17 protein-coding genes are annotated in these 20,837 nt (G+C 68.2%); 9 read left to right on the top strand and 8 right to left on the bottom strand.

The genetic code is table 11. The features are described from left to right. The first annotated feature begins 62 nt into the window (after nucleotides 1–62). Both C3B78_RS03040 and C3B78_RS03035 read left to right on the top strand, forming a co-directional pair. The gene (locus C3B78_RS03040) at nucleotides 63–5,159 is read left to right on the top strand and encodes an Lhr family ATP-dependent helicase (RefSeq protein ID WP_104996762.1); all 5,097 of its coding nucleotides are present in this window, start codon (nucleotides 63–65) and stop codon (nucleotides 5,157–5,159) included. After that, nucleotides 5,152–5,982 (top strand): Fpg/Nei family DNA glycosylase, encoded by an 831-nt coding sequence (locus C3B78_RS03035; protein WP_104996761.1) that lies wholly within the window; start codon nucleotides 5,152–5,154, stop codon nucleotides 5,980–5,982. Before C3B78_RS03040 ends, C3B78_RS03035 begins: the two co-directional genes overlap by 8 nt. 24 nt (nucleotides 5,983–6,006) lie before the next feature. Here the strand turns inward: C3B78_RS03035 and yczE are convergent, their stop codons facing one another. Beyond that, nucleotides 6,007–6,654 (bottom strand): membrane protein YczE, encoded by a 648-nt coding sequence (gene yczE, locus C3B78_RS03030; RefSeq protein WP_104996760.1) that lies wholly within the window; start codon nucleotides 6,652–6,654, stop codon nucleotides 6,007–6,009. 58 nt (nucleotides 6,655–6,712) lie between these two features. On the opposite strand from yczE, the gene yczR reads away from it, so the two are divergent. Beyond that, complete coding sequence (gene yczR, locus C3B78_RS03025; RefSeq protein WP_104996759.1) at nucleotides 6,713–8,200, top strand: MocR-like transcription factor YczR; 1,488 nt, start codon at nucleotides 6,713–6,715, stop codon at nucleotides 8,198–8,200. 16 nt (nucleotides 8,201–8,216) lie between these two features. Here yczR and C3B78_RS03020 read toward each other — a convergent pair whose 3' ends face one another. Together C3B78_RS03020 and C3B78_RS03015 are read right to left on the bottom strand one after the other, a co-directional pair. Beyond that, nucleotides 8,217–8,909 (bottom strand): ATPase, encoded by a 693-nt coding sequence (locus tag C3B78_RS03020; RefSeq protein ID WP_104996758.1) that lies wholly within the window; start codon nucleotides 8,907–8,909, stop codon nucleotides 8,217–8,219. Next, nucleotides 8,902–9,531 (bottom strand): ArsR/SmtB family transcription factor, encoded by a 630-nt coding sequence (locus C3B78_RS03015; RefSeq protein WP_104996757.1) that lies wholly within the window; start codon nucleotides 9,529–9,531, stop codon nucleotides 8,902–8,904. The genes C3B78_RS03020 and C3B78_RS03015 overlap by 8 nt, the downstream gene beginning before the upstream one ends. Nucleotides 9,532–9,648: 117 nt before the next feature. On the opposite strand from C3B78_RS03015, the gene C3B78_RS03010 reads away from it, so the two are divergent. The 3 genes from C3B78_RS03010 (at nucleotide 9,649) to C3B78_RS03000 (ending at nucleotide 11,949) form a co-directional block, all read left to right on the top strand. Further along, nucleotides 9,649–10,632 (top strand): RluA family pseudouridine synthase, encoded by a 984-nt coding sequence (locus tag C3B78_RS03010; RefSeq protein ID WP_104996756.1) that lies wholly within the window; start codon nucleotides 9,649–9,651, stop codon nucleotides 10,630–10,632. Between the two features lie 89 nt (nucleotides 10,633–10,721). After that, nucleotides 10,722–11,351, top strand: a complete 630-nt coding sequence (locus C3B78_RS03005) for a hypothetical protein (RefSeq protein ID WP_104996755.1) — start codon at nucleotides 10,722–10,724, stop codon at nucleotides 11,349–11,351. Continuing rightward, on the top strand, nucleotides 11,332–11,949 hold the full coding sequence (locus C3B78_RS03000; RefSeq protein WP_104996754.1) for a DedA family protein: 618 nt from the start codon (nucleotides 11,332–11,334) through the stop codon (nucleotides 11,947–11,949). The genes C3B78_RS03005 and C3B78_RS03000 overlap by 20 nt, the downstream gene beginning before the upstream one ends. A gap of 38 nt (nucleotides 11,950–11,987) precedes the next feature. Here C3B78_RS03000 and C3B78_RS02995 read toward each other — a convergent pair whose 3' ends face one another. Next, nucleotides 11,988–12,293, bottom strand: a complete 306-nt coding sequence (locus tag C3B78_RS02995; protein ID WP_104996753.1) for a hypothetical protein — start codon at nucleotides 12,291–12,293, stop codon at nucleotides 11,988–11,990. A gap of 143 nt (nucleotides 12,294–12,436) precedes the next feature. On the opposite strand from C3B78_RS02995, the gene C3B78_RS02990 reads away from it, so the two are divergent. Beyond that, nucleotides 12,437–12,940, top strand: coding sequence for a hypothetical protein (locus C3B78_RS02990; RefSeq protein WP_104996752.1), 504 nt, complete (start codon nucleotides 12,437–12,439; stop codon nucleotides 12,938–12,940). 91 nt (nucleotides 12,941–13,031) lie between these two features. Here the strand turns inward: C3B78_RS02990 and ppc are convergent, their stop codons facing one another. Next, nucleotides 13,032–15,854: a phosphoenolpyruvate carboxylase gene (gene ppc, locus C3B78_RS02985; RefSeq protein WP_104996751.1), complete on the bottom strand. Its 2,823-nt coding sequence runs from the start codon at nucleotides 15,852–15,854 to the stop codon at nucleotides 13,032–13,034. Between the two features lie 111 nt (nucleotides 15,855–15,965). Then, on the bottom strand, nucleotides 15,966–16,511 hold the full coding sequence (locus tag C3B78_RS02980) for a hypothetical protein (RefSeq protein ID WP_199775316.1): 546 nt from the start codon (nucleotides 16,509–16,511) through the stop codon (nucleotides 15,966–15,968). A gap of 95 nt (nucleotides 16,512–16,606) precedes the next feature. Here C3B78_RS02980 and C3B78_RS02975 point away from each other — a divergent pair, with 95 nt between their 5' ends. Next, a complete protein-coding gene (locus C3B78_RS02975; protein ID WP_104996750.1) occupies nucleotides 16,607–17,455 on the top strand; it encodes a DUF1684 domain-containing protein in 849 nt (282 codons plus the stop codon). Here C3B78_RS02975 and C3B78_RS02970 read toward each other — a convergent pair. Both C3B78_RS02970 and C3B78_RS02965 read right to left on the bottom strand, forming a co-directional pair. After that, complete coding sequence (locus tag C3B78_RS02970) at nucleotides 17,452–18,657, bottom strand: acyl-CoA dehydrogenase family protein (protein WP_104999602.1); 1,206 nt, start codon at nucleotides 18,655–18,657, stop codon at nucleotides 17,452–17,454. The two genes, C3B78_RS02975 and C3B78_RS02970, sit on opposite strands and share 4 nt — an antisense overlap. An 11-nt stretch (nucleotides 18,658–18,668) precedes the next feature. Beyond that, on the bottom strand, nucleotides 18,669–19,463 hold the full coding sequence (locus tag C3B78_RS02965) for an SDR family NAD(P)-dependent oxidoreductase (RefSeq protein ID WP_104996749.1): 795 nt from the start codon (nucleotides 19,461–19,463) through the stop codon (nucleotides 18,669–18,671). A 134-nt stretch (nucleotides 19,464–19,597) separates the two neighbouring features. Here C3B78_RS02965 and C3B78_RS02960 point away from each other — a divergent pair, with 134 nt between their 5' ends. Next, nucleotides 19,598–20,836, top strand: coding sequence for a glycoside hydrolase family 76 protein (locus C3B78_RS02960; RefSeq protein WP_104996748.1), 1,239 nt, complete (start codon nucleotides 19,598–19,600; stop codon nucleotides 20,834–20,836). Nucleotide 20,837 lies beyond the last annotated feature (1 nt).

Below are 20,837 nucleotides of genomic sequence, written 5' to 3'. Positions count from 1 at the left end.
GCCGCCGGCATGGCCGGAGCATGGCCGGCATCAGCGTCGGTGGCTTGGGGCATGATGGAGGCATGATCCAGGAACAGGGCGGTGCTGCTCCCATGGCACAGTTCAGCCGGCCCACCAGGGACTGGTTCCTCGGTGCCTTTCCAGGGCCAACGCCCGCACAGGAGGGTGCCTGGCGCGCCATTTCCTCAGGTTCGCACGCCCTGGTGGTGGCTCCCACCGGCTCGGGCAAGACCCTTGCCGCTTTCCTTTGGGCGCTGGACCGGCTGCTCGCCGCCCCCACGGCAGAAACGGAGGCTGCGGAGCGCCCTCCCGCCGGAGCCGGCGCTGCCGCTGCCACCGGGGAAAAAGGCCCGGCCAAAGGCAGGCGGACACGCGCCCCGAAGCGCAAGACCCGCGTCCTCTACATCTCGCCGCTGAAAGCCCTGGGCGTGGACGTCGAACGGAACCTCCGCTCGCCGCTGATCGGCATCACCCAGACCGCCAAGCGGCTGGGTCTGCCGGCACCGCTCACCACCGTGGGCGTGCGCTCGGGAGATACGACGGCCGCGGACCGCCGCACGCTGCTGGCCAGCCCGCCGGACATCCTCATCACCACCCCGGAATCGCTGTTCCTGATGCTGACCTCCAGGGCACGGGAAACGCTGACCGAAGTGGACACCATCATCATCGATGAGGTCCACGCCGTGGCCGGTACAAAACGCGGCGCCCACCTGGCCGTCTCACTGGAACGTCTGGATGCCCTGCTGCCCAAGCCGGCGCAGCGTATCGGCCTGTCCGCCACCGTGGAGCCCAAGGAGCTCGTGGCGCAGTTCCTGGCAGGTTCGGCACCGGTGGAGATAGTCGCCCCGCCCGCCAGGAAGAACTGGGACCTCACAGTCTCGGTCCCCGTGGAGGACATGTCCGATCTTCCCGGCGCTGCCGGCGCTTTTGACTCGGGCCCCGCCTCAGGACTGCAGCCGCAGGCATCCATCTGGCCGCATGTGGAAGAGAAAATCGTGGACCTGGTGCTCGCCAACCAGTCCACGATCGTCTTCGCCAACTCCCGCCGCCTGTCCGAGCGGCTCACGGCACGGCTCAACGAGATCTACGCTGAGCGGCAGCTGGCGGCGGTGGGCGGCGGCTGGGATGGTCCGGACGCCCAACCTGCGGCACCAGGGGTTCCCGCCTCCACGGCCACGCCGGCGCACATGATGGCGCAGGCGGGAAGCTCGGCGGGCGCGGATCCGGTGCTGGCCCGCGCGCACCACGGCTCGGTCTCCAAGGACCAGCGTGCACTCATTGAAGACGACCTGAAGTCCGGGCGGCTGCGGTGCGTGGTGGCCACCTCATCCCTGGAACTGGGCATCGACATGGGTGCCGTGGACCTGGTGGTGCAGGTGGAGTCGCCGCCGTCCGTGGCCAGCGGCCTGCAGCGGGTGGGCCGCGCCGGCCACCAGGTGGGCGAAGTCTCCCAGGGTGTCCTCTTTCCGAAGCACCGTGCCGACCTCGTCCACACAGCCATCACCGTGGAGCGGATGCTCGCCGGCAGGATTGAGCGCCTCAGCATCCCCGCCAACCCCCTGGACATCCTGGCCCAGCAGACCGTCGCCGCCACCGCCCTGGGCAGCATCGACGTCGAGGAATGGTTCGCCACCGTACGGCGCTCCGCACCTTTCGCCTCGCTCCCCCGCTCCGCCTTCGAAGCCACCCTTGACCTGCTGGCCGGCCGTTACCCGTCAGACGAATTCGCCGAGCTCCGTCCCAGGATCATCTGGGACCGCAACGCGGGCACCATCGAGGGCAGGCCGGGGGCTCAGCGCCTGGCCGTGACCTCCGGCGGCACCATCCCGGACCGTGGCCTCTTCGGCGTGTACATCATCGGCACCGAGGTGGAAGGTACCGCAGCCCCATCCGCTGAGGGCAAGCCGGCGCCTGCGCCAAAGGGAGGACGGCGGGTTGGCGAGCTGGACGAGGAAATGGTGTACGAGTCCCGGGTGGGGGACGTCTTTGCCCTGGGCGCGACGAGCTGGAAAATCGAAGACATCACGCACGACCGCGTGCTTGTCTCCCCTGCCTTCGGCCAGCCGGGCAAACTTCCCTTCTGGAAGGGCGATTCCCTGGGGCGGCCCGTGGACCTGGGACGCGCCCTCGGCGCGTTCGTCCGCGAACTGTCAGCGTCCGACGTCGGCCCGGCCACCGAGCGCTGCGAGGCGAGCGGCCTGGATGCCTTCGCGGCAAACAACCTGATCCAGTACCTCAAAGAGCAGAAAATGGCCACCGAGGTTGTACCGAACGACACCACGCTGGTGGTGGAGCGGTTCCACGACGAGCTGGGCGACTGGCGGGTGATCCTGCACAGCCCTTTCGGCATGCCCGTACACGCGCCCTGGGCCCTCGCCGTCGGGCAGCGGCTCCACCAGCGCTACGGGATGGACGGCTCCGCCATGGCCGCCGACGACGGGATAGTGCTCCGCGTGCCCATGATGGAGGATGAGCCGCCGGGAGCGGAGCTGTTCCTGTTCGACCCCGAGGAACTGGAGCAGATCGTCACCGCCGAGGTGGGCGGCAGCGCGCTCTTCGCGTCGCGGTTCCGTGAGTGCGCCGCCCGTGCCCTGTTGCTGCCGCGGCAGACCCCCGGCAAGCGCCAGCCGCTGTGGCAGCAGCGGCAGCGCTCCGCGCAGCTGCTCGATGTTGCGCGGAAGTACCCGACTTTCCCCATCGTGCTGGAAACCGTCCGTGAATGCCTGCAGGACGTTTACGACCTCCCAGCCCTGAAGGACATCGCGGCGTCGATGGAGCGGCGCGAGCTGAGGATTGTCCAGACCACCACCTCCCAGCCGTCGCCGTTCGCCAAGTCCCTCCTGTTCGGGTACGTGGCCCAGTTCCTCTACGAGGGCGACTCCCCGCTGGCTGAGCGCCGGGCTGCCGCGCTGGCCCTGGACTCCACGCTCCTCAACGAGCTGCTGGGGCGGGTGGAACTGCGCGAGCTGCTGGATCCCAAGGTCATCGAAGCCACCGAGCGGGAGCTGCAGCGGCTGGCCCAGGACCGCCGGGTGCGCGGCATGGAGGGCGTCGCCGACCTGCTGCGGCTCCTCGGCCCCCTGGCACCGGAGGAAGTGGCCGCCCGGCTGGAACCGGCCGCGGCGGTGGAATCTGCACCGGTGGTTGAGCCTGCCGGCGTGGTTGAGCCTGCCGAAACCGAGTCCGCCCACCCCGAACCCACCCACACCGGGCCCACCAACACCGGGCCCACCAACACCGGGCACGCCCAACCCGCAGAAGCCGCCGCCCACCTCATCGGCCTGCAGCGGGCCAACCGCGCCATCAAGGTCAACATCGGCGGCGTGGAACGGTTTGCCGCCGTTGAAGACGCCGCGCGGCTCCGCGATGCCATTGGCGTTCCGCTGCCCATGGGCGTGCCGCTCGCCTTCATCGAGCCGGTGGCGGACCCCCTCAGTGACTTGGTTTCGCGCTACGCCCGCACGCACGGACCCTTCACCGCCGCCGAGGCTGCAGCGCGGCTGGGCCTGGGCGTGGCAGTTGTCAGCACGGCCTTGAAGCGGCTGGCCGCAGACGGGCGGGTGGTGGAGGGCGAGTTCCGGCCGCATGCCGCACCGCCGGAAGCCGCCCCGGACGCCAGCGTTGACGGCGAAGCGGCTCCCGCCGATGGTGTGGAGCCTGGCCCCCAGCCGGCTGGTGACGCGCCCCCGACGCTCCTGCCCCCACATGCTGCCGTCAGCGAATGGTGCGACGCCGAGGTCCTCCGGAAGCTCCGCCGTCGATCGCTGGCGGCCCTCCGCGCGGAAGTGGAACCGGTGGACGCGGCAGCCTACGGGCGCTTCCTGCCCGCCTGGCAGCATGTCCGCACCCCGGGCGCCGGCCGCGGCCAGCCCTCGCTGCGGGGCCTTGACGGCATCATTACGGCCGTTGACCAGCTCTCCGGAATTCCTGTTCCGGCATCCGCCTGGGAGCCGCTTGTCCTCGCCAGCAGGGTGTCCAACTACCAGCCGGCCATGCTGGATGAGCTCATGGCCGCCGGGGAAATCCTCTGGTCCGGCGCAGGCGCCCTGCCCGGGAATGACGGCTGGATCAGCCTCCACCTTGCCGACTCCGCGGAACTGACCCTGAATCCTGCGGCCGAGTACGAACCCGGTGCTGCCCAGCAGCGGCTGCTGGACCACCTGCGGAACAACGGCGGCGGCTACTTCTTCCGGCAACTGACGGACGTCGCCGGCGGCATGGACTCCGTGCTCAGCGACCAGGAAGTGGTCGCGGCGCTCTGGGACCTGGCATGGGCAGGCCGGATCACCGGGGACACCTTCGCCCCGGTCCGCGCCCTGATTGCCGGTGGACATACAGCGCACCGGCAGGTGGCGAGGGCACCGCGGGCCAGGGCTCCGCGGCTCAGCAGGCTGGGCCGCTCGCACGGCAGCGGGCTCATGGGTTCGCCGGGGCTGGCGGGCGGGCGTTATGGCGGGTTGGCCGGGGCGGCAGCAACCCCTCCCATGGCTGCCGGCCGCTGGTCCGCCCTTCCGCAGCCGGAACTCGACGCCACCATCCACGCCCGCGCCACTGCCGAACTCCTGCTGGACCGCTACGGCGTGGTCACCAGGGGATCGGTGATGGCGGAACAGATCCTGGGCGGTTTCGGCCTGATGTACAAAGTCCTGGCCAGGCTGGAGGAGGCCGGACGTTGCCGCCGCGGCTACTTCATTGAGCACTTGGGCGCGGCCCAGTTCGCCGTTCCGGCAACTGTTGACCGGCTGCGCTCGTACTCGGAGGACAGCCAGCTGGCCAAGCCCGAGCCGGTTGCCCTGGCCCTGGCCGCCACGGACCCTGCCAACCCGTACGGTGCAGCCCTTCCCTGGCCCGCCCTCCAGGACGACGCCGGCACCGGGCACCGTCCCGGGCGGAAAGCCGGCGCCCTGGTGGTGCTGGTGGACGGGGCGCTGGTCCTGTACGTGGAGAGGGGCGGGAAGACACTGCTGGCCTTCAGCGACGATGATGCCGTCCTCGCGGCGGCAGGCACGGCCCTGGTGGGCGTGGTGACCCGCGGCGCGGTGGACAAACTGATCATGGAGAAGGTCAACGGCCACGGCATCCTTGACACCCCGGTGGCTGCAGCCCTCAGCTCCGCCGGCGCCTACTCCACCCCGAAGGGATTGAGGATCCGTGCCTGAGGGCGACTCCGTCTGGCGGGCAGCCAACCAGCTGCACCAGGCACTGGCAGGGCAGGCACTGCTTGCCTCCGATTTCCGCGTTCCGCGCTTCGCCACGCTGAACCTGGCTGGCTGGACCGTGGCCGAGGTGGTCCCGCGGGGCAAGCACCTGCTGATGCGCGTGGTGGGACCGGATGACAAGAGGCTCACCATCCATTCCCACCTGAAGATGGAGGGGACATGGCAGGTCTATCCGCCCGGGGGGAGGTGGCGGAAGCCCGGCTACACGGCCCGGTGCGTGCTGCGCACCGCGGCTGCGGACGCCGTCGGATTCTCGCTGGGCATCGTGGAAGTGGTGGCCACCGCAAGCGAGGATTCCATCGTGGGATTCCTGGGCCCGGACCTGCTGGGCCCGGACTGGGACGCGGACGAAGCCGAACGGCGGATCCGATCCGCCCCGGACGTTCCGGTGGGAGTGGCCCTCCTGGACCAGCGGAACCTTGCCGGGATAGGCAACATCTACCGGTGCGAGGCCTGCTTCCTCTCCGGGGTGCACCCAGCCTCCCCGGTGTCCTCCGTGGCGGACCTGCGGACCCTCATGACCGACGCGAAGCAGCTCCTGGAAGTCAACCTGGGCCCCGGCCGCCGGGTCACCATCCTCAACGCCAGGGGCCTGCCGGTGGGCAGGATGGCGGGGCGGCCCGGCTACTGGGTGTACCGCAGGGACCACCAGGCCTGCCTCAAGTGCGGAACGCCCATCCGGCGCGGGGTGCTGGGCAAGCTGGACGGCGACGAGGAACGGGACATCTACTTCTGCCCCACATGCCAGCCATTGTTGGCCTAGGATTCCCGGCCTCCGCCTGCCGCCTCAGTTGGTGCTGGCAAGCGGCTCCGGGGCTGCGCTTCGGGAGTCGCCGCCGCTTCCAGCGTCGGCGTGTGCAGCGGGCACCATGAACACCGGTAGCAGCAGCTGGACCAGGGGGCCGATGGCAAGGGCGTACACAACGGTTCCCACTCCCACGGAGCCGCCAAGGAACCAGCCGGCGGCGAGGACCACAACCTCGATCAGCGTGCGGGACACCCTGACGGACCACCCGGTGCGCCTGGCCAGGCCGGTCATCAAGCCGTCGCGTGCGCCGGGACCGAACCGGGCGCCGATGTAGCAGGCGGAAGCGACGCCGTTCAGCAGCACCGCGCCGGCAAGCAGGCCGATCTGTCCACCCAGGTGGGAGAACGCCGGGATCAGTACGAGACCGATGTCCGCGAAAACACCAACCAGGACGGCGTTGCAGAGGGTCCCGAACCCTGGCCACTGCCGCAGCGGAATCCATAGCAGCAGCACCAGGAAACTGACGATGATGACCACCACGCCGATGCTGAGCCCGATCCTTCCGGCGACGCCCTGGTGGAAGACATCCCACGGGTCCAGGCCCAGTCCGGCGCGGATGAACATGGCGAGGGAGAGGCCGTACATGGCGAGGCCGGAGAAGAGCTGAAGAAGTCTGCGGGGCAACATACCCACGACTCTGGCAGAGAACTGGCCTTGATTTACATAGCCAGTCTGAAATACTGGCCTGATGCCATCCCTTACCGCCTCCGGCCTTTCCCGTCTTTTGGGCGGGTGGAACGTAGGTGCAGCAGCCGCTTACCGCGAACTGGCCGACGTCGTACGCCTGCTGGTGCTCGACGGACGCGTGGCCCTGGACACGGCCCTGCCCAGCGAGCGGGCGCTGTCCGAAGCCCTGGGCGTCAGCCGGACCACAGTGACTGCCGCCTACGCCCTGCTCCGCGACCAGGGTTTCCTTACCGGCGGCCAAGGCAGCAGGAGCCGGACACGGATCCCGCCGCTGACACCGGCAGGCACCACGGTGTTCACAGGCCCCGCACGCAAGGACCCGGCGCTCACCGCCCCCGGACTGGCTGCCCCGGAAGGACTGATCGACCTCGCCTATGCCTCGCTTCCCGCCAGCGGAGAGGTGGTGCACCGCGCGTTCGCGGCGGCCCTCACCGAGCTCCCGGCCCTGCTCCCCGGCTTCGGCTACGACGCCATCGGCCTGCTCCCCCTGCGGGAGGCAGTGGCGGCGCGCTACTCCGCGGCCGGAGCGCCCACCACCGCGGACCAGATCCTGGTGACGTCGGGCGCGCAGCATGCCCTCAACATCGTCCTTCGCGCCCTTGCCGGCCGGCAGGAACGGGTGCTGGTGGAGCACCCCAGCTACCCGAACGCCCTCGATGCCATCCGGGCGGCCGGGTGCCGGCCCGTTCCGGTGGCATTCTCGGGGGGCCGGCCGGGGTGGGACATGGACAGCATGCAGGCGGCACTGCAGCAACAGCGGCCCAAGCTGGCGTACGTGGTTCCGGACTTCCACAATCCAACGGGCCAACTGATGCCGGACTTCCAGCGCCGCCGGCTGGCCCGCGCGGCCGCGGCTGCCGGCACCGTCCTGGTGGTGGATGAGACCCTCCGGGAGCTGAACCTTGACAGCATCTGGACCACGCCCGTCGCGGCTTTCAGCCCGGCAGTGGTAACCATCGGCTCGCTCAGCAAGTCCCATTGGGGCGGCCTCCGCACAGGCTGGATCCGTGCTACTCCGGACCTGGTCCAACGGTTTGCAGCAGCCCGGACCTCGCTTGATCTCGGCGGACCCCTGATGGAGCAACTGGCCGCCGCCCACCTGGTCAGGGCCCTGGACGAGCCGCTGCCGGCCCGGATAGCCGCGCTCCGGGACAGCCGGGCGGCGCTCCTGGAACTCCTCGCCGGCCACCTGCCCGAGTGGGAGGCGGCGTACCCTGCCGGCGGCCTCTCGGCGTGGTGCAGGCTGCCGGCCCCCATCAGCACTGCGCTGACGGTCATTGCCCCCGACTTTGGGATCCGGCTGGCGGCAGGGCCGCGCTTCGGTGTTGGCGGTGCCTTCGAACGCTACCTCAGGGTGCCCTTTACCCTGCCGCCGGAGACGCTGGAGGCCGCAGTACTGGCCCTGCGTTCAGCGCAGGACCGGCTGGATGCCGCCCCGCAGCTCCGGCGCACCCTCAGGAACGCCCCGGCCGTGGCCATTGCCTGACCCGGGGACGCCAGCCCTACGCGTACACCTTCGCCAGGAAGTCGCCCCATGCCTTGGCGGTGGCTTCGGAATCTCCTTGGCCGCTGAAATCATGGACTGTCATCCCTACGGGTGCGCCCCACGCGTTGCGGCCGAAGAAGCGGTACATGGCCTCGGACGTCCGAACGCCAAGGAAGTGGTCATTGGAGAAGTCCACTTCCCCTGAAAGCCTCCCCACGCCGTCGAGCTCCACATCCACGCGGGAACCGTCCTCCGCGGACGGTATGCCCAGTGCGCCGCGCAGGCGGGCAAAGCCGTCAGCGGCCTGGGACGCTGCCGGCGCCTGGATGTCCGTGAACACCACGGGCTTTCCGTCGAAGTACCGCAGGTACTGGCCCAGGGTATGGAGGTAGAACTCGGTGTGGCGGGAGGCGCCGTCGTACTGTTCGTCCCAGTTGTCCGCAAAGATCCCGCTGTGCACGTAGTGCAGGCGCGCGCGGCCGCCGTCGAGCGGTTCCAGGACGTGCTCCAGCTGGTTGAACCAGCCATCCGGCCCCTCAATCCTTGACACGAGGTGCGTCGGGTATTCCTTGACGGTCTTGACGTCGGGCCACTGGTCCGTGGGGAACATCCACGCAGGCGTTCCGGTGGTCACCGCCTCCCACACGCGCTCCGGCGTGCCCGGAAGCTCGGTGTCGCAGACGATTTCGAAGTTGCGGTTGTCAGTCATTGTCCTGCTCCTTGCCTGAGGGGGTTTCCATGGTTTCTTTGACCGGCTTGAGGACGGGATGAAGGGCCACCACCAGGCGGTGCCGCCGCCCGCGGGGCGCGTCGCCGTCATGGTATTTGTCCACCAGCCGGGTGACTGCCACGCCGAGCTCCTCGGCGAAGGCTGCGCGTTCGGCCGCGGTGCGGAAGGTGACTTCACCATCCACCGCGAAAGTGGCCAGCTTCTGGCGGGCTGCGGCCGCACCGGCAATCAGCTTGCCCAGCTCCTGCACCATCCGGCCTGCAAGCGCCAGCAGCCAGAATGCCGAGAAATGGCTCGAAAAGCGGCCCGGATCCGGAGAGATCGAAGCCAGCGCCTGGGGCGAGATCAGGTAGGACGAGGCCGTGGCCTGGAAGATGCGCTCGGTCACGTTGCCCTTGCGCCGCTCCTCCAGCAGCTCCACCAGGCCGTGCTTCTCCAGCGCCTTCAGGTGGTAGTTGACCTTCTGCCTCGGCAGCGCCAGCCTGACCGCGAGCCGGGTGGCCGATGCCGGCTGGACCAGCTCCCGAAGGACCCGGGTACGGATCGGATCCAGTGACACCTCGGCCGCCGCCGGGTCCTCAATGACCGCTATCTCCAACATGCTTCCAGTATGCTTACCGACAATTTTTATTGTCAAGAACTTTTTTATCGTCGGACTCGGGTTCGCCGCCGGAAGGGGCGGAAGGGCAGCAGCGCGCGCCGGTAGAATGGACCGGTGATGCAATCCCCCCTTCCCGTGCGCGACGGCGTTAACGCCACCCGCCTGCGCCTGCCGGAGGAGGGCCCCTGGGACACGGCCATGGACTACATGATGCACCGCTGGGGGCACATCGATCCACAGGGCATCGAGGACAGGTTCGACGCCGGCGAGATCGTTGGCGAGGGCGGGGTACCGCTGGACCGGGCTACTCCCCTCCAGGACCACACTTTCATCTGGTACTACCGCAGCCTGCCGCCGGAGACGCGGATCCCGGTGGACACCACCATCCTGCACCAGGACGAGCACCTGCTGGTGGTGGACAAGCCGCATTTCCTGCCCACCACCCCGGGCGGCACCTATATCCAGGAGTCGGCGCTGGTGCGTCTGCGCAACCAGCTGGAGCTGCCGGACCTGATCCCCATGCACCGGCTGGACCGCATGACCGCCGGCGTACTGCTGTTCTCCACCAATCCGCAGACCCGCGGCAAGTACCAGGTGCTCTTCGAGAAGCGACAGGTGCAGAAGGAGTACGAGTGCGTGGCCGCCGCCGAACCTGCGCCGGGCCACGCCGCCGTCGAATTTCCCGTGGTGGTCCGCAACCGGATGACCAAGTCCCGCAGCTACCTGCTCGCCGAAGTCGTGGAGGGTGAGCCGAACGCCGAAACGCGGATCGAGCGGCTGGAAACCTTCGACGCCGGAGCTTCCCCGGGTGCCTCCGGCGCCACAGTCGCGGCATCAGGCAGTCCCCGGCGACTGGCGCGGTACCGGCTGGAACCGCACACCGGAAAGACCCATCAGCTGCGGGTGCACATGGCTTCCCTCGGCCTGGGCATCATCAACGACGCCTTCTATCCGGACCTGCTGGACAAGGCGCCGGACGACTACAGCCGGCCGCTCCAGCTCCTGGCCCGCGGCATCCGGTTCATTGACCCCATCACCGGGAAGCCGGTTGAGTACCGCAGCGGGCTTGAACTCAGCGCGGCCGGCCCGGCCCGCAGCTGACCGGCCGCTCCTGGCCGCTTCGTCCGCTGGATGGCGGGTGCCGGCGGGACTATCCTGAGGGATACCTGGGCCAAGGCAAGGAAGCACAAATGGACGCGCTCATCGAAATACCCGGCGATCGGACAGCCGCCCGTTCTGCCTACGCAGCAGCCGGGCTGGGCGCGGTGGGAGTGGCCACCCTGGGCGCCATGTTTGCCGTGGAAGTGCCACGCAACGGGCCCTATGTCTTCGGCACAATCAACGACGCAACTGGCGCCTTGTTCAACCTGGCGGCCATCCCCGTGATCCTCCAGGTCCACCGCCGGCTGCCCCGGACGGGTGCGTCCGAAGCCGCAAAATGGGTTGTCACGGCCTCCTGCGCGGCCGGATCCGCAAGCTCGTTCCTGCTCGTTTCCAGGCAGCTCGACTTCAAGAGTTCCACCGCCATCTCCGTCGCGGCGATGACCGTCCAGGCCGGCTGGTTCCTGCTGGCACACCGGAAGCTCCTGGCGTCCGGCGGGTACCCGCGAAACCTCGCCCGCCTGGGACAGGCCATTGGAGGCACACTGCTGGTGGCGTTGCCGGTGGCTGGCCTGACCTGGGCGGAGCAGCTTCCACGCTGGATCCGCTACGGCATCGGCGGGACAGGAGTCGCGGCGGGAGCAGCCGCCTGGGTCGCCTGGCCGTACTGGTACTTCCTGGCCGGCCGGCAGTTGGGCCATGGACTTCGGCAGCGCTGAGAGCTGGGGGACGGCGATCTATTTTTGGATCATCCCCGTGGTTCTCGGTGATGCCATCTTCCCGCCCGTTCCCTCCGAAATGGTGGTGATCACCGCCGGCGCCCTGTCCGCGGACGGACGTGCCAACGTCTTCCTGGTGGGAACACTCTCGGCCGTGGCCTCCTGGATCGGCGACATGGTGGTTTTCCAGCTCTTCCGGCGGCGGCTGAGCCACGTGCTGGACCGGTGGAAGTGGGGCCGGCGGGTCCATCAGGGCATCCACGAGGCCATCGCCAAAGCCGGCCGTTCCTCCACCTACGGGACCATCATCGGTGCAAGGTTCATCCCGGGCGGCCGGCTGGCCACCTCCGCCGCGGCCGGCATAGCCAACGTCTCCGTGGGGGGATTCAGCCTGTGCGCAGGCATCGGGGCGGTGCTGTGGGCATGCTGGCTGGTGGGCCTGGGCTACTTCACGGGCTCGGCAACCAAGCTGCCGTTCTGGGCCAGTTCGCTCATCGGGGTGGCGCTCGGGCTGGTGGTGGGCGCCGCCGTCGGCATTATCGCCACCCGGCGCCGCGGCAGCCGGTCTCCGGTGGAGGAACCCGGGCCGCTGGGCTGACCGCCGCACGACCCTGGGCGCAGGATGCCAGAGTGGTCCTAGACAGGTGCCCAGCGGCCGCGGTTCCGGCGCAGCACAGTGAGCGAACCCGTGAGGGCAACGCGTTCGACGGCGTCCCGCATCATGGCTGCCGATTCCCGCGCCTGCTGGTTCTCGCCGCTGTATTCGGTTGCCTCCACAAGGAACCGCAGGTTCAGCTGCGGCACGCCGCCGGCGATCTGCAGCTGGTTCGACTCCACATGATGGCGCAACCCCAGCGCTTCCACCGCAGCGTCCATCACGGCTTCGGGCGGGTTGCCCGGCCGAAGCCCCGTGATCTTCAGGCGGGTCTGGAAGGAAGGCATGCCTTCAACCCTAATCAATAGCGGCGGTGAAAAGCCCGTCCGGCAGTGGAAGCACATCACCCATGGCGGTCTCCGGCACGGCGGGACTAAACTATTCCCGCGGTCTCATCGTCAGTATCAACAACGAGAAAAGAAGACGGAACATGAGACGGAATATCCTTCGCGCTTTTGCAACCACATTTGCAGTCCTCTTGGCCTCGATTTTGGGTATAAGTGCCGCTTCGGCAGGCTCGGAGAAGAACGCCCTGGCGGCTGTGCGCCAGGCCACCGTCCAGTATCATAACGTGGACGCAGCCATAGCGGCCGGCTACCAGGCAGTGGGTGAATGTGTTCCAGGCATGGGTTACCACTACGTCAAATTCAGCCAGTTCGGCCTGATGGACCCGATGGTCCCGGATGCACTGACGTACGCAGCCAACAGCGCCGGCCAACTCAGGCTGGTGGCAGCAGAATGGTTCAAGGTGGACGCGGACCAGAACCTGGGAACCGACAGCGACCGGCCCTCGATGTTCGGCAAGGCATTTGACGGCCCCATGCCAGGCCACGCCCCCGGCATGCCGATCCACTACGACCTCCATGCGTACCTCTGGCAGGGTAACCCGGACGGCGTGCTGGCAACCTACAACCCGAAGGTCCGCTGCCTGTAGCGGCAGCAGCGGCTACTTAGGATGCGCATCACTTTTGGTTGCTCCCGGCACCGGGAAGCAACCAAAAGTGGTGGCGCAACGCCAGAAGGGCCTAGCCCGTGTTCCGGAGCCCGGCTGCCACGCCGTTGACGGTGATCAGCATGGCGCGCTGGAGGCGTTCGTCAATTTCGGCTCCGCTGATGCCGTCAGCGGCGTCAGCCGCCTCAGCCCGGACGCGGCGCAGGAGCTCCACCTGCAGGTAGCTGATCGGATCCAGGTACTGGTCCCGGATCTCGAGTGAACGCTTGAGCGTGGGCTGGGCGTCCAGGAGCAAGCTTTCGCCGGTCAGGTTCTGGACCTCGGCAACGGTCAGCTCGTACTCCTCCCGGATGGACCGGAAGATGTGATGCAGTTCCTCGGGGACGAGGGTGGAGACGTAGTAGCCGGCGATGTCCAGGTCCGTCTTGGCGAGGGTCATCTCCACGTTGGAGAGCACCGACCGGAAGAAATGCCAGTTTTCCCACATTTCCACGAGCTGGGCCGCGTTGCCGGCCTCGCGGGCCGCCTTCAGGCCCGAGCCCACGCCGAACCAGCCGGGGACAATCTGGCGGGACTGGGTCCAGCCGAACACCCAAGGGATGGCACGCAGGCCGCCGAGCCCCGCACCGGAATCCGGTCGCTTGGACGGCCGTGAGCCGATGTTCAGCGAGCCCAGTTGCTCCACCGGGGTGGAGGCCATGAAGTAGGCCGGAAGGTCGGGGTTGTCGATCAGGTTCCGGTAGCGGTCGAAAGCCGCGTCGGAAATGGTCTCCATGACGTGCCCGTAGCGTTCCCGCTGGTCGGCGGAGGTGCGCGGGTCCTTGTGCAGGGCCGAGCCCTGCAGCACGGCGGCCAAAGACAGCTCAAGGTTTTCGCGGGCGAGCTCGGGCAGGGAGTATTTGTCCGAGATGACCTCGCCCTGTTCCGTGAACTTGATCTCGCCTTCCAGCACGCCGTTGGGCTGCGCCAGGATGGCATCGTACGTGGGTCCGCCGCCGCGGCCCACGGAGCCGCCGCGGCCATGGAACAGGCGCACGCGCACGCCATGCTTGGCGGCGACGTCCCGCAGCTTGCGCTGGGTCTTGTGGATCTCCCACTGGCTGGTCATCACGCCGGATTCCTTGTTGGAGTCCGAGTAGCCCAGCATGACTTCCTGGACGTCCCCGCGCAGCCGGACCAGTTCGCGGTAGGAGGGATCGGACAGCAGCTGGTCAACGATCTCGGCGGAGGCCCGCAGCTCCTCAACGGTCTCCAGCAGGGGCGCAAACCCGAGCTTGGCGTAGGGCTTCTCGCCAAACAGGTTCACCAGGCCGGCCTCACGGGCCAGGACGGCTGCGGCCAGGACGTCATCCGCGCCACGGGTCATGGAGATGATGTAGGTCTCGATGACATCCGGGCCGTACGTGCGCAGCGCGCGGCGGATCTCACGGAAGACGTCGTACGTGCCATCAGCGGCGCCGTCGAGCTTGATCGGGTGCCCGGACAGCGGCCGGCGCGAGGCGAGCTCTGAACCCAGCACCTCAAAGCGCTCCTCGCGGCTGAGCTCCGCATACCGCAGGCCGGGGCCGCCCAGGCGGTCCATCAGCTGGCCGACGGCGTCATGGTGGTGGTCGGCGTGCTCGCGGATGTCCAGGGTGGCCAGGTGGAGCCCGAACGACGCGATGGCGCGGCGGACCCGGGCCAGTGCGCCGTCGGCAGCCAGTGACGCCGAGTGGTTGCGGAGCGAGCGCTCCAGCAGTTCAAGGTCCGCGAGGAGTTCATCGGTTCCGCTGTAGTCGCGGCCGTGCTCGTGGTTGGATCCGGCCGCCACCCTCTTGCCGGTGTTGATCAGCTTGGCCTTGATGCAGGTGAGCTTCAGTCGGTAGGGCTCCTGTGCGTTGAGCTCCAGGACGCGCTTGTCCAGGCCCGGCAGGTTCTTCAGGTCCGAGTCGATGGAGTCCAGCAGTTCCTGGTCCGCACCTGCGAGCGCAGTGGAGTTGGACAGGATGGAGATCAGTTCGTCGATCATGCCGATGCTGATGCGCACCGCATGCTGGTTCTGGATCTGGAGGATCTCGCGGGTGACCGCGGCGGTGACATTGGGGTTGCCGTCCCGGTCGCCGCCGATCCACGAGCCGAAGCGGATGGGGGCGTCCTGGGATGCGAGGGTCACGCCGTGTTCGCTGAGCAGGTCCGAGAATTCGGTGAGCATTTCCGGCATTGCGTCGGTGAGGATGCTGCCCAGGTAATAAATGGCGTTGCGGGCCTCGTCCACCGGCGTGGGCCGGACCTGGCGGAGCTCGTCAGTCTGCCACATCTGGTCGATGATTTCGGCCAGCTGGCGGTCCTGGCGCCGGCGTGCAGTGGTGCCCTCGGCGGTGGGCTGGGCCAGCACGTCGGAGAGCTTGCGGATCTTGTCCAGCACGGACCGGCGCGAGGCTTCGGTGGGGTGGGCGGTGAAGATGGGGCGGACGTCCAGTCCGTTGACCACTTCCTGCAGCACCCCGGGGCCGGCCTGGCTGGCGATGTCCGCAATCGTCTTGGCCAGCCAGCCGTCCTTTTCCGCGCGGGTCCGCAGGCCGCGCACCCGGTGCACCTGTTCGGCCGCGTTGGCCAGGTGGAAGTAGAAGGCGAAGGCACGGACCAGGTCGGTGGCCTGCCCGATGGGCAGGGAGCCCAAAAGCTCGCGGACCTGGGCCACGACGTCGTGGGCGCTCCACGGGCCGGTGGCGTCGGCACCGCCGCGGGCGGCTTCCTTGGATTCCTTCGTGAGGAGGCGCACCTGCTCAACCAGGTCAAGGAGCTCAGGTCCGTGCTGGCGGACCAGCGACTCTCCCAGCAGGGTGGAGACGCGGCGGACATCTGCCCGCAGTTCGGAGGCAAGATCGGTTTCGGGATTCATTGCAGTGTGAGCCATGGAAACTATCTTTCGAGGGTTCGGACTTGGCTCGTACACTGCGCTGGATACTGTGAGCCACGTAACTAGCTAAAGATGCTACCCGCAGTGTGGCTGCAGAGGGAATTCGTCTCAGATAATGTCGCCGGCCGGGTAGCCGACGTGGCGCTTGACCTGGTTGAGTTCAGCGCGGAGTTGGTCAACTTCAGACTTATAGCCTGTGAATTCTGCCTTGAGCCGCTTGGCGGCCCTGGCGGTGACTACCATGGCCACCAGCGCCAGGGGCACCGAAAGCGCGAGCGCCCAGCCCGCGGCAACAAAGAAATCCAGCGCCACCGGCAACGCGGACCGGAAGTCCACGAACTCGTTGATGCCGTCGGTAACGCCGCCCAGCATCCCTTCCAGCGGTTCCAGGAACTGCCCCACCATCGGTGCGTCAGTGAGCGGAGGCGGGCTCAGTTTTGACTGCTGGTCACCGCCCCAGCGGCCGTCGCCCAGGTGGTTCAGGACGTAGATCCCCGCACCGGCACTGGCTGCCATGAACACCACCAGGGCTGCCAGACCCGCCAGGTCGGGCCGCCGCGGCCGCCACAGGAGGATTGCCACGCCGACTGTTACTGCCGTGATCCAGGTCAGGGCCTTGAGCCATTCGGTGCTTACTCCAGCAAGTATGTCCACGCCACCTATTCAACAGGGCGGACCGTACCAAAGTGGAATGAACGCCGGCGCGGTGCGGTTGTAGGGTATGGCAATCCGACCGTGTGAAAGGAACCATGGGCACCCTCCCCGCAGCCAAGGTGGAGCGCTGGCAGCGCTTCCGCGACAACCGCAACAAAGCCCTCGCCGCCCGCCACGGCTGGCTGACCCTCACCTCGTTCCAGTGGCTTGAGAACTCCCCCGCTGCCGTCGAACTTGCTCCCGGGCTCTGGTCGACGGACGGCACGACGGCGGAACTCACCGCGGTGCCCGCCGACGGCCTGTCCCTGGTGGAGTCAGGGGAACCAGTGTCCGGGACGATTTCCGCGGCCCTCGCCGATGAGGAGTCGCTGATGTGGGTGCAGTTCGGCGGACCTGGCGGGGACCAGGTGGTGGTGGAACTGGCCAGGCGGGCCGGGCGCTATGCCATCCGGACCCGGGACTCGGCCTCCCCAGTGTTCACCGAATTCGCCGGAGTGCCTACCTTCGACTACAACCCCGACTGGGAGGTTCCCGGTCGGTTCGAACCCTATCCCGAACCCGTGGACGTGCCCATCGCCACGGCCAATCCCCTGGTGGATGGCATCCACCGCACCGTGGGCGAAGTCGTTTTCCGCGTTCCCGGGAGCGGCCACGAGTGCCGGCTGCAGGCGGAGGAGGAGAAGCTCGGGGCGCTGACCGTCACTTTCCATGACGAAACCAACGGCGCCGCCCCGCCGGGACAAACGGATGACTGGCGCAAGCTGTCCTTGCCGCGGCCACGAACGGATTCAACCGGAAATGCGACCGTGGTGCTGGATTTCAACCGGGCCATCAACTATCCCAGCGCCTTCACCCCGTACGGCACGTGCCCCATGCCGGTGAGGAACAATTCGCTGGACGTGCGCGTGGAGGCGGGCGAGAAGCCGTACCCCCGCGGGGGTTAGGTGATTGCCGAAACCCCCGTGATGGCGCGGCCCACAATCAGGGTGTTGACCTCGAAGGACCCTTCGTAGGTGTAGATGGCCTCGGCGTCGGAGAAAATCTTGGCCATCCGGTACTCGGTCAGAATCCCGTTCCCGCCCAGGATGGACCTGCCCAGCGCCACCGTTTCCCTCATCCGTGCGCTCAGGTATGACTTCGCGAGTGCTACCTGCGGCATGTCTGCGGCTCCGTCATCCTGCAGCCGCGCCAGCCCTGCCATCATGCCCATGCTCGCCACCGCGTTGCCGAGCATGGTCACGAGCTGCTGCTGGATCAGCTGGAACTGCGCCAGCGGGCGGCCGAACTGCCGGCGCTCCACGGCGTACTGCCGGGCGACGTCGAAGGCGGCCAACTGCTGGCCGACGGCCTGCCAGGCGACCATGATCCGTGAGCCCCGCAGCAGCTCCTTGGTGTCCTCGAAGCTGTTGACGGACGCGAACCGGTCGGCCTCGGCCACCCTGACGTCCGCCAGGAGGATGTCCGCGTTCTGCACCGTCCGCAGCGCAATCTTGTTCTCGATCCGGGTCCGCGTGACGCCTGGCAACGTGGCGTCCACGATGAACCCGCGGACCAGCCCGTCCGCCTCGTCCAGCGCCCACACCAGCATGTAGTCGCAGAACGTCCCGTTGCCGATCCACCGCTTGGCGCCGTTCAGCACCCAGGCGTCACCATCGTCGTCGGCCTCGCCTGTCACGGAAGAGATGCGCCTGGCCCGCGTCTCCATGCCGCCCGCCACATCCGAACCATGATTGGGCTCGGTCAGGGCGAAGGCACCCGTGATGCGCAAATCCGAGGCGTCTGCCAGCAGCCGCCGCTTCTGGTCCGCGGACCCGAAGTCGTACAGGGCCTGGACAAACAGATCGTGGTGGACCAGGAAGAAGGTGGCAATGGAGGTGTCCACGCGCGTCATCTCTGCAATCACCAGGCCGGCGAACAGATTGCTGTAGCCGCGCTGGGCGGGCGTGCTGAGCTCAAGGGCAGCCAGTTTGGGCAGGATGTGCGCGGGGAACTCGGCCTTGTTCCACCAATCCCCTGCGTACGGAGCTACCTCAGCGGCCAGGAATTCCCGCAGTTCCGCGAGCTTGTCGCGTTCCTTTTGGCCCAGGAGGGATTCAAAGGCGAAGAAGTCCGCGGCGGGCAGCTCCGGCAGGGCCTCGTCCTTCATCTCGTGTGCAGTCACTTCGGGCCCATCCGGATGGCGCCGTCGAGGCGGATGGTTTCCCCGTTCAGCATGGCGTTGTCCACGATGTGCGCCACGAGGTTTGCGTACTCGTGGGGCCTGCCCAGCCGTGAGGGATGCGGCACCTGCGCCCCCAGGGAATCCTGTGCCTCCTGCGGCAGGCCGGCCATCATGGGTGTCTCGAAGATGCCGGGCGCGATGGTGACCACCCGGACCAGCGAGCGGGCCAGTTCCCGGGCGATTGGCAGCGTCATGGCCGCCACCGCGCCTTTGGAGGCCGCATACGCCGGCTGGCCGATCTGTCCTTCGAAGGCCGCGACCGAGGCGGTATTGATGATCACGCCGCGCTCCGGGCCGCCCAGCACTGTGGTGGCCGGTTCGGTGGCTGCCATGGCTGCCGCTGCGAGGCGCACCACGTTGAAGGTGCCGATGAGGTTCACCTGGATGACCCGGTTGAAGGCCTCGAGAGGAAGCACGCCGTCCCGGCCCAGAACCTTTCCGGGGGTGGCGATCCCGGCGCAGTTCACCACGATCCGCAGCGGGCCAAGGCGGACCGCGGCGTCGACGGCGGCCTGGACCTCGGACTCGCTGGTCACGTCCGCGGGCGAAAAGACGGCGGACCTGCCCGGGCTGCCGGCCGCGTTCAGTTCTTCTGCGAGGGCAGCCCCTGCCGACGACGGGAGGTCAACCAGCACCACCGAGGCGCCGTCGTCGAACAGGCGCCGGACTGTTGCCGCCCCCAGGCCCGAGGCTCCCCCGGTCACCAGCGCCACAGTGCCGTTGACGTCCATACATCCTCCTTGATGCGCGTCCCCCACGGCAGGCCGGCCGCGGAGGTTAGTTAGTGAATGTTAACTGAAATACGGAAGCCCTGCATCCATGGGCGCTTCCCGGGGGCGGGAGGCAGCGGACTAGGGTGGGATCCATGACGCGTCCGGACCCCGCCCCTGACCGCCAGGATCTTTCCCGCTGGCACGGCAGGGCAAATGAAGCTGCACGATCGGTGACCACGCTCTTCGGCAGGAGGCTGCTGTTCCTGCCGGGCACCCACCTCGGTGCCGTGAAGTGGACCCCACATTCCCGGCGCAGGGATCCGAAGGGCGCGCTCCTGGGGCCCTGGCACTACTGGTGGCAGGCCCATTACGTTGACTGCCTGGTTGATGCAGGGCTGCGGGAACTCGGCTGCGGCGCCACCCCCGCCGCGAGGTTCAACGGCCGGGAGCACCCCAGCGCCGGGCAGCTCGCCTCCCGCCTGGTCACCGGAATCCGGCTGCGGAACGCCTTCACGCTCGTCAACAACTATTACGACGACATGGCCTGGCTGGCGCTTGCCACCCACCGGCTCGACAAGCTGGCCGAGGAGGCCCGCAAGCCGGGGCGCGGGCGCAACGCGCGCGTCCGGAAGTCCCTCACCCTCCAGTTCGAGGCAGCATGCACGGCGGACCTGGGCGGCGGCGCTTTCTGGAGCAAAGCACGGGATTTCAAGAACACCCCGGCCACTGCGCCGGCCGCTCTCTACTTCGCCCGGACGGGCCGCCCCGAAAAGGCACAAGCGCTGCTGGACTGGCTGGACGCCACCCTCTTCGACCCGGACCAAGGCCTGTACCTCGACGGTGCGCGGCTGAACGCGGCCGGCGAAGTGGTGGTGGAACGGACGGTCTACACCTACAACCAGGGCCCCGTCCTGGGCGCCCTCCTGGAACAGGGCGGGGAGGCGAACCTTGCCCGGGCAGCCGTCGTGGTGGAGGCGGTGGACCAGCACCTGACGGTTCCGCCCCTCGCCAGCGCACCATCCACCGGCACAGCATCCACCGGCGAGGCCCGCGTCCTGCGGTGCGAAGGGACGGGCGACGGCGGCCTGTTCACTGGAATCCTCTGCCGCTACCTGGCGCTCGCGGCCGCCGACGCCAGGCTGTCCCCCCGGACCCGAAGCACCGCCGCCACGCTGGTGGCCAGTACGGCAGGCGCTTTTTGGGCCGGTCGGCGCCCCATGGAAGCCGGCGAAGCCGACGGAAAGAACGGCGCAAGCATCTTCTCCCTGCACGCTGCCAACCCTGCACGGGAAACCTGCCCCGCGGGCACCGCCGTCGAGCTTTCCACCCAGCTGCAGGCATGGATGGCCCTGGAGGCCGCGGCAACCCTCCCGGACAGCCCCGGCAATTAGG

Origin of the sequence: Arthrobacter sp. PGP41, assembly GCF_002953935.1 — a bacterium.
In the GTDB taxonomy this organism is placed as follows: Bacteria; Actinomycetota; Actinomycetes; order Actinomycetales; family Micrococcaceae; genus Arthrobacter.
The sequence above is the reverse complement of the archived record's forward strand: the minus strand, read 5'-3'. Positions and strand labels throughout refer to the sequence as shown.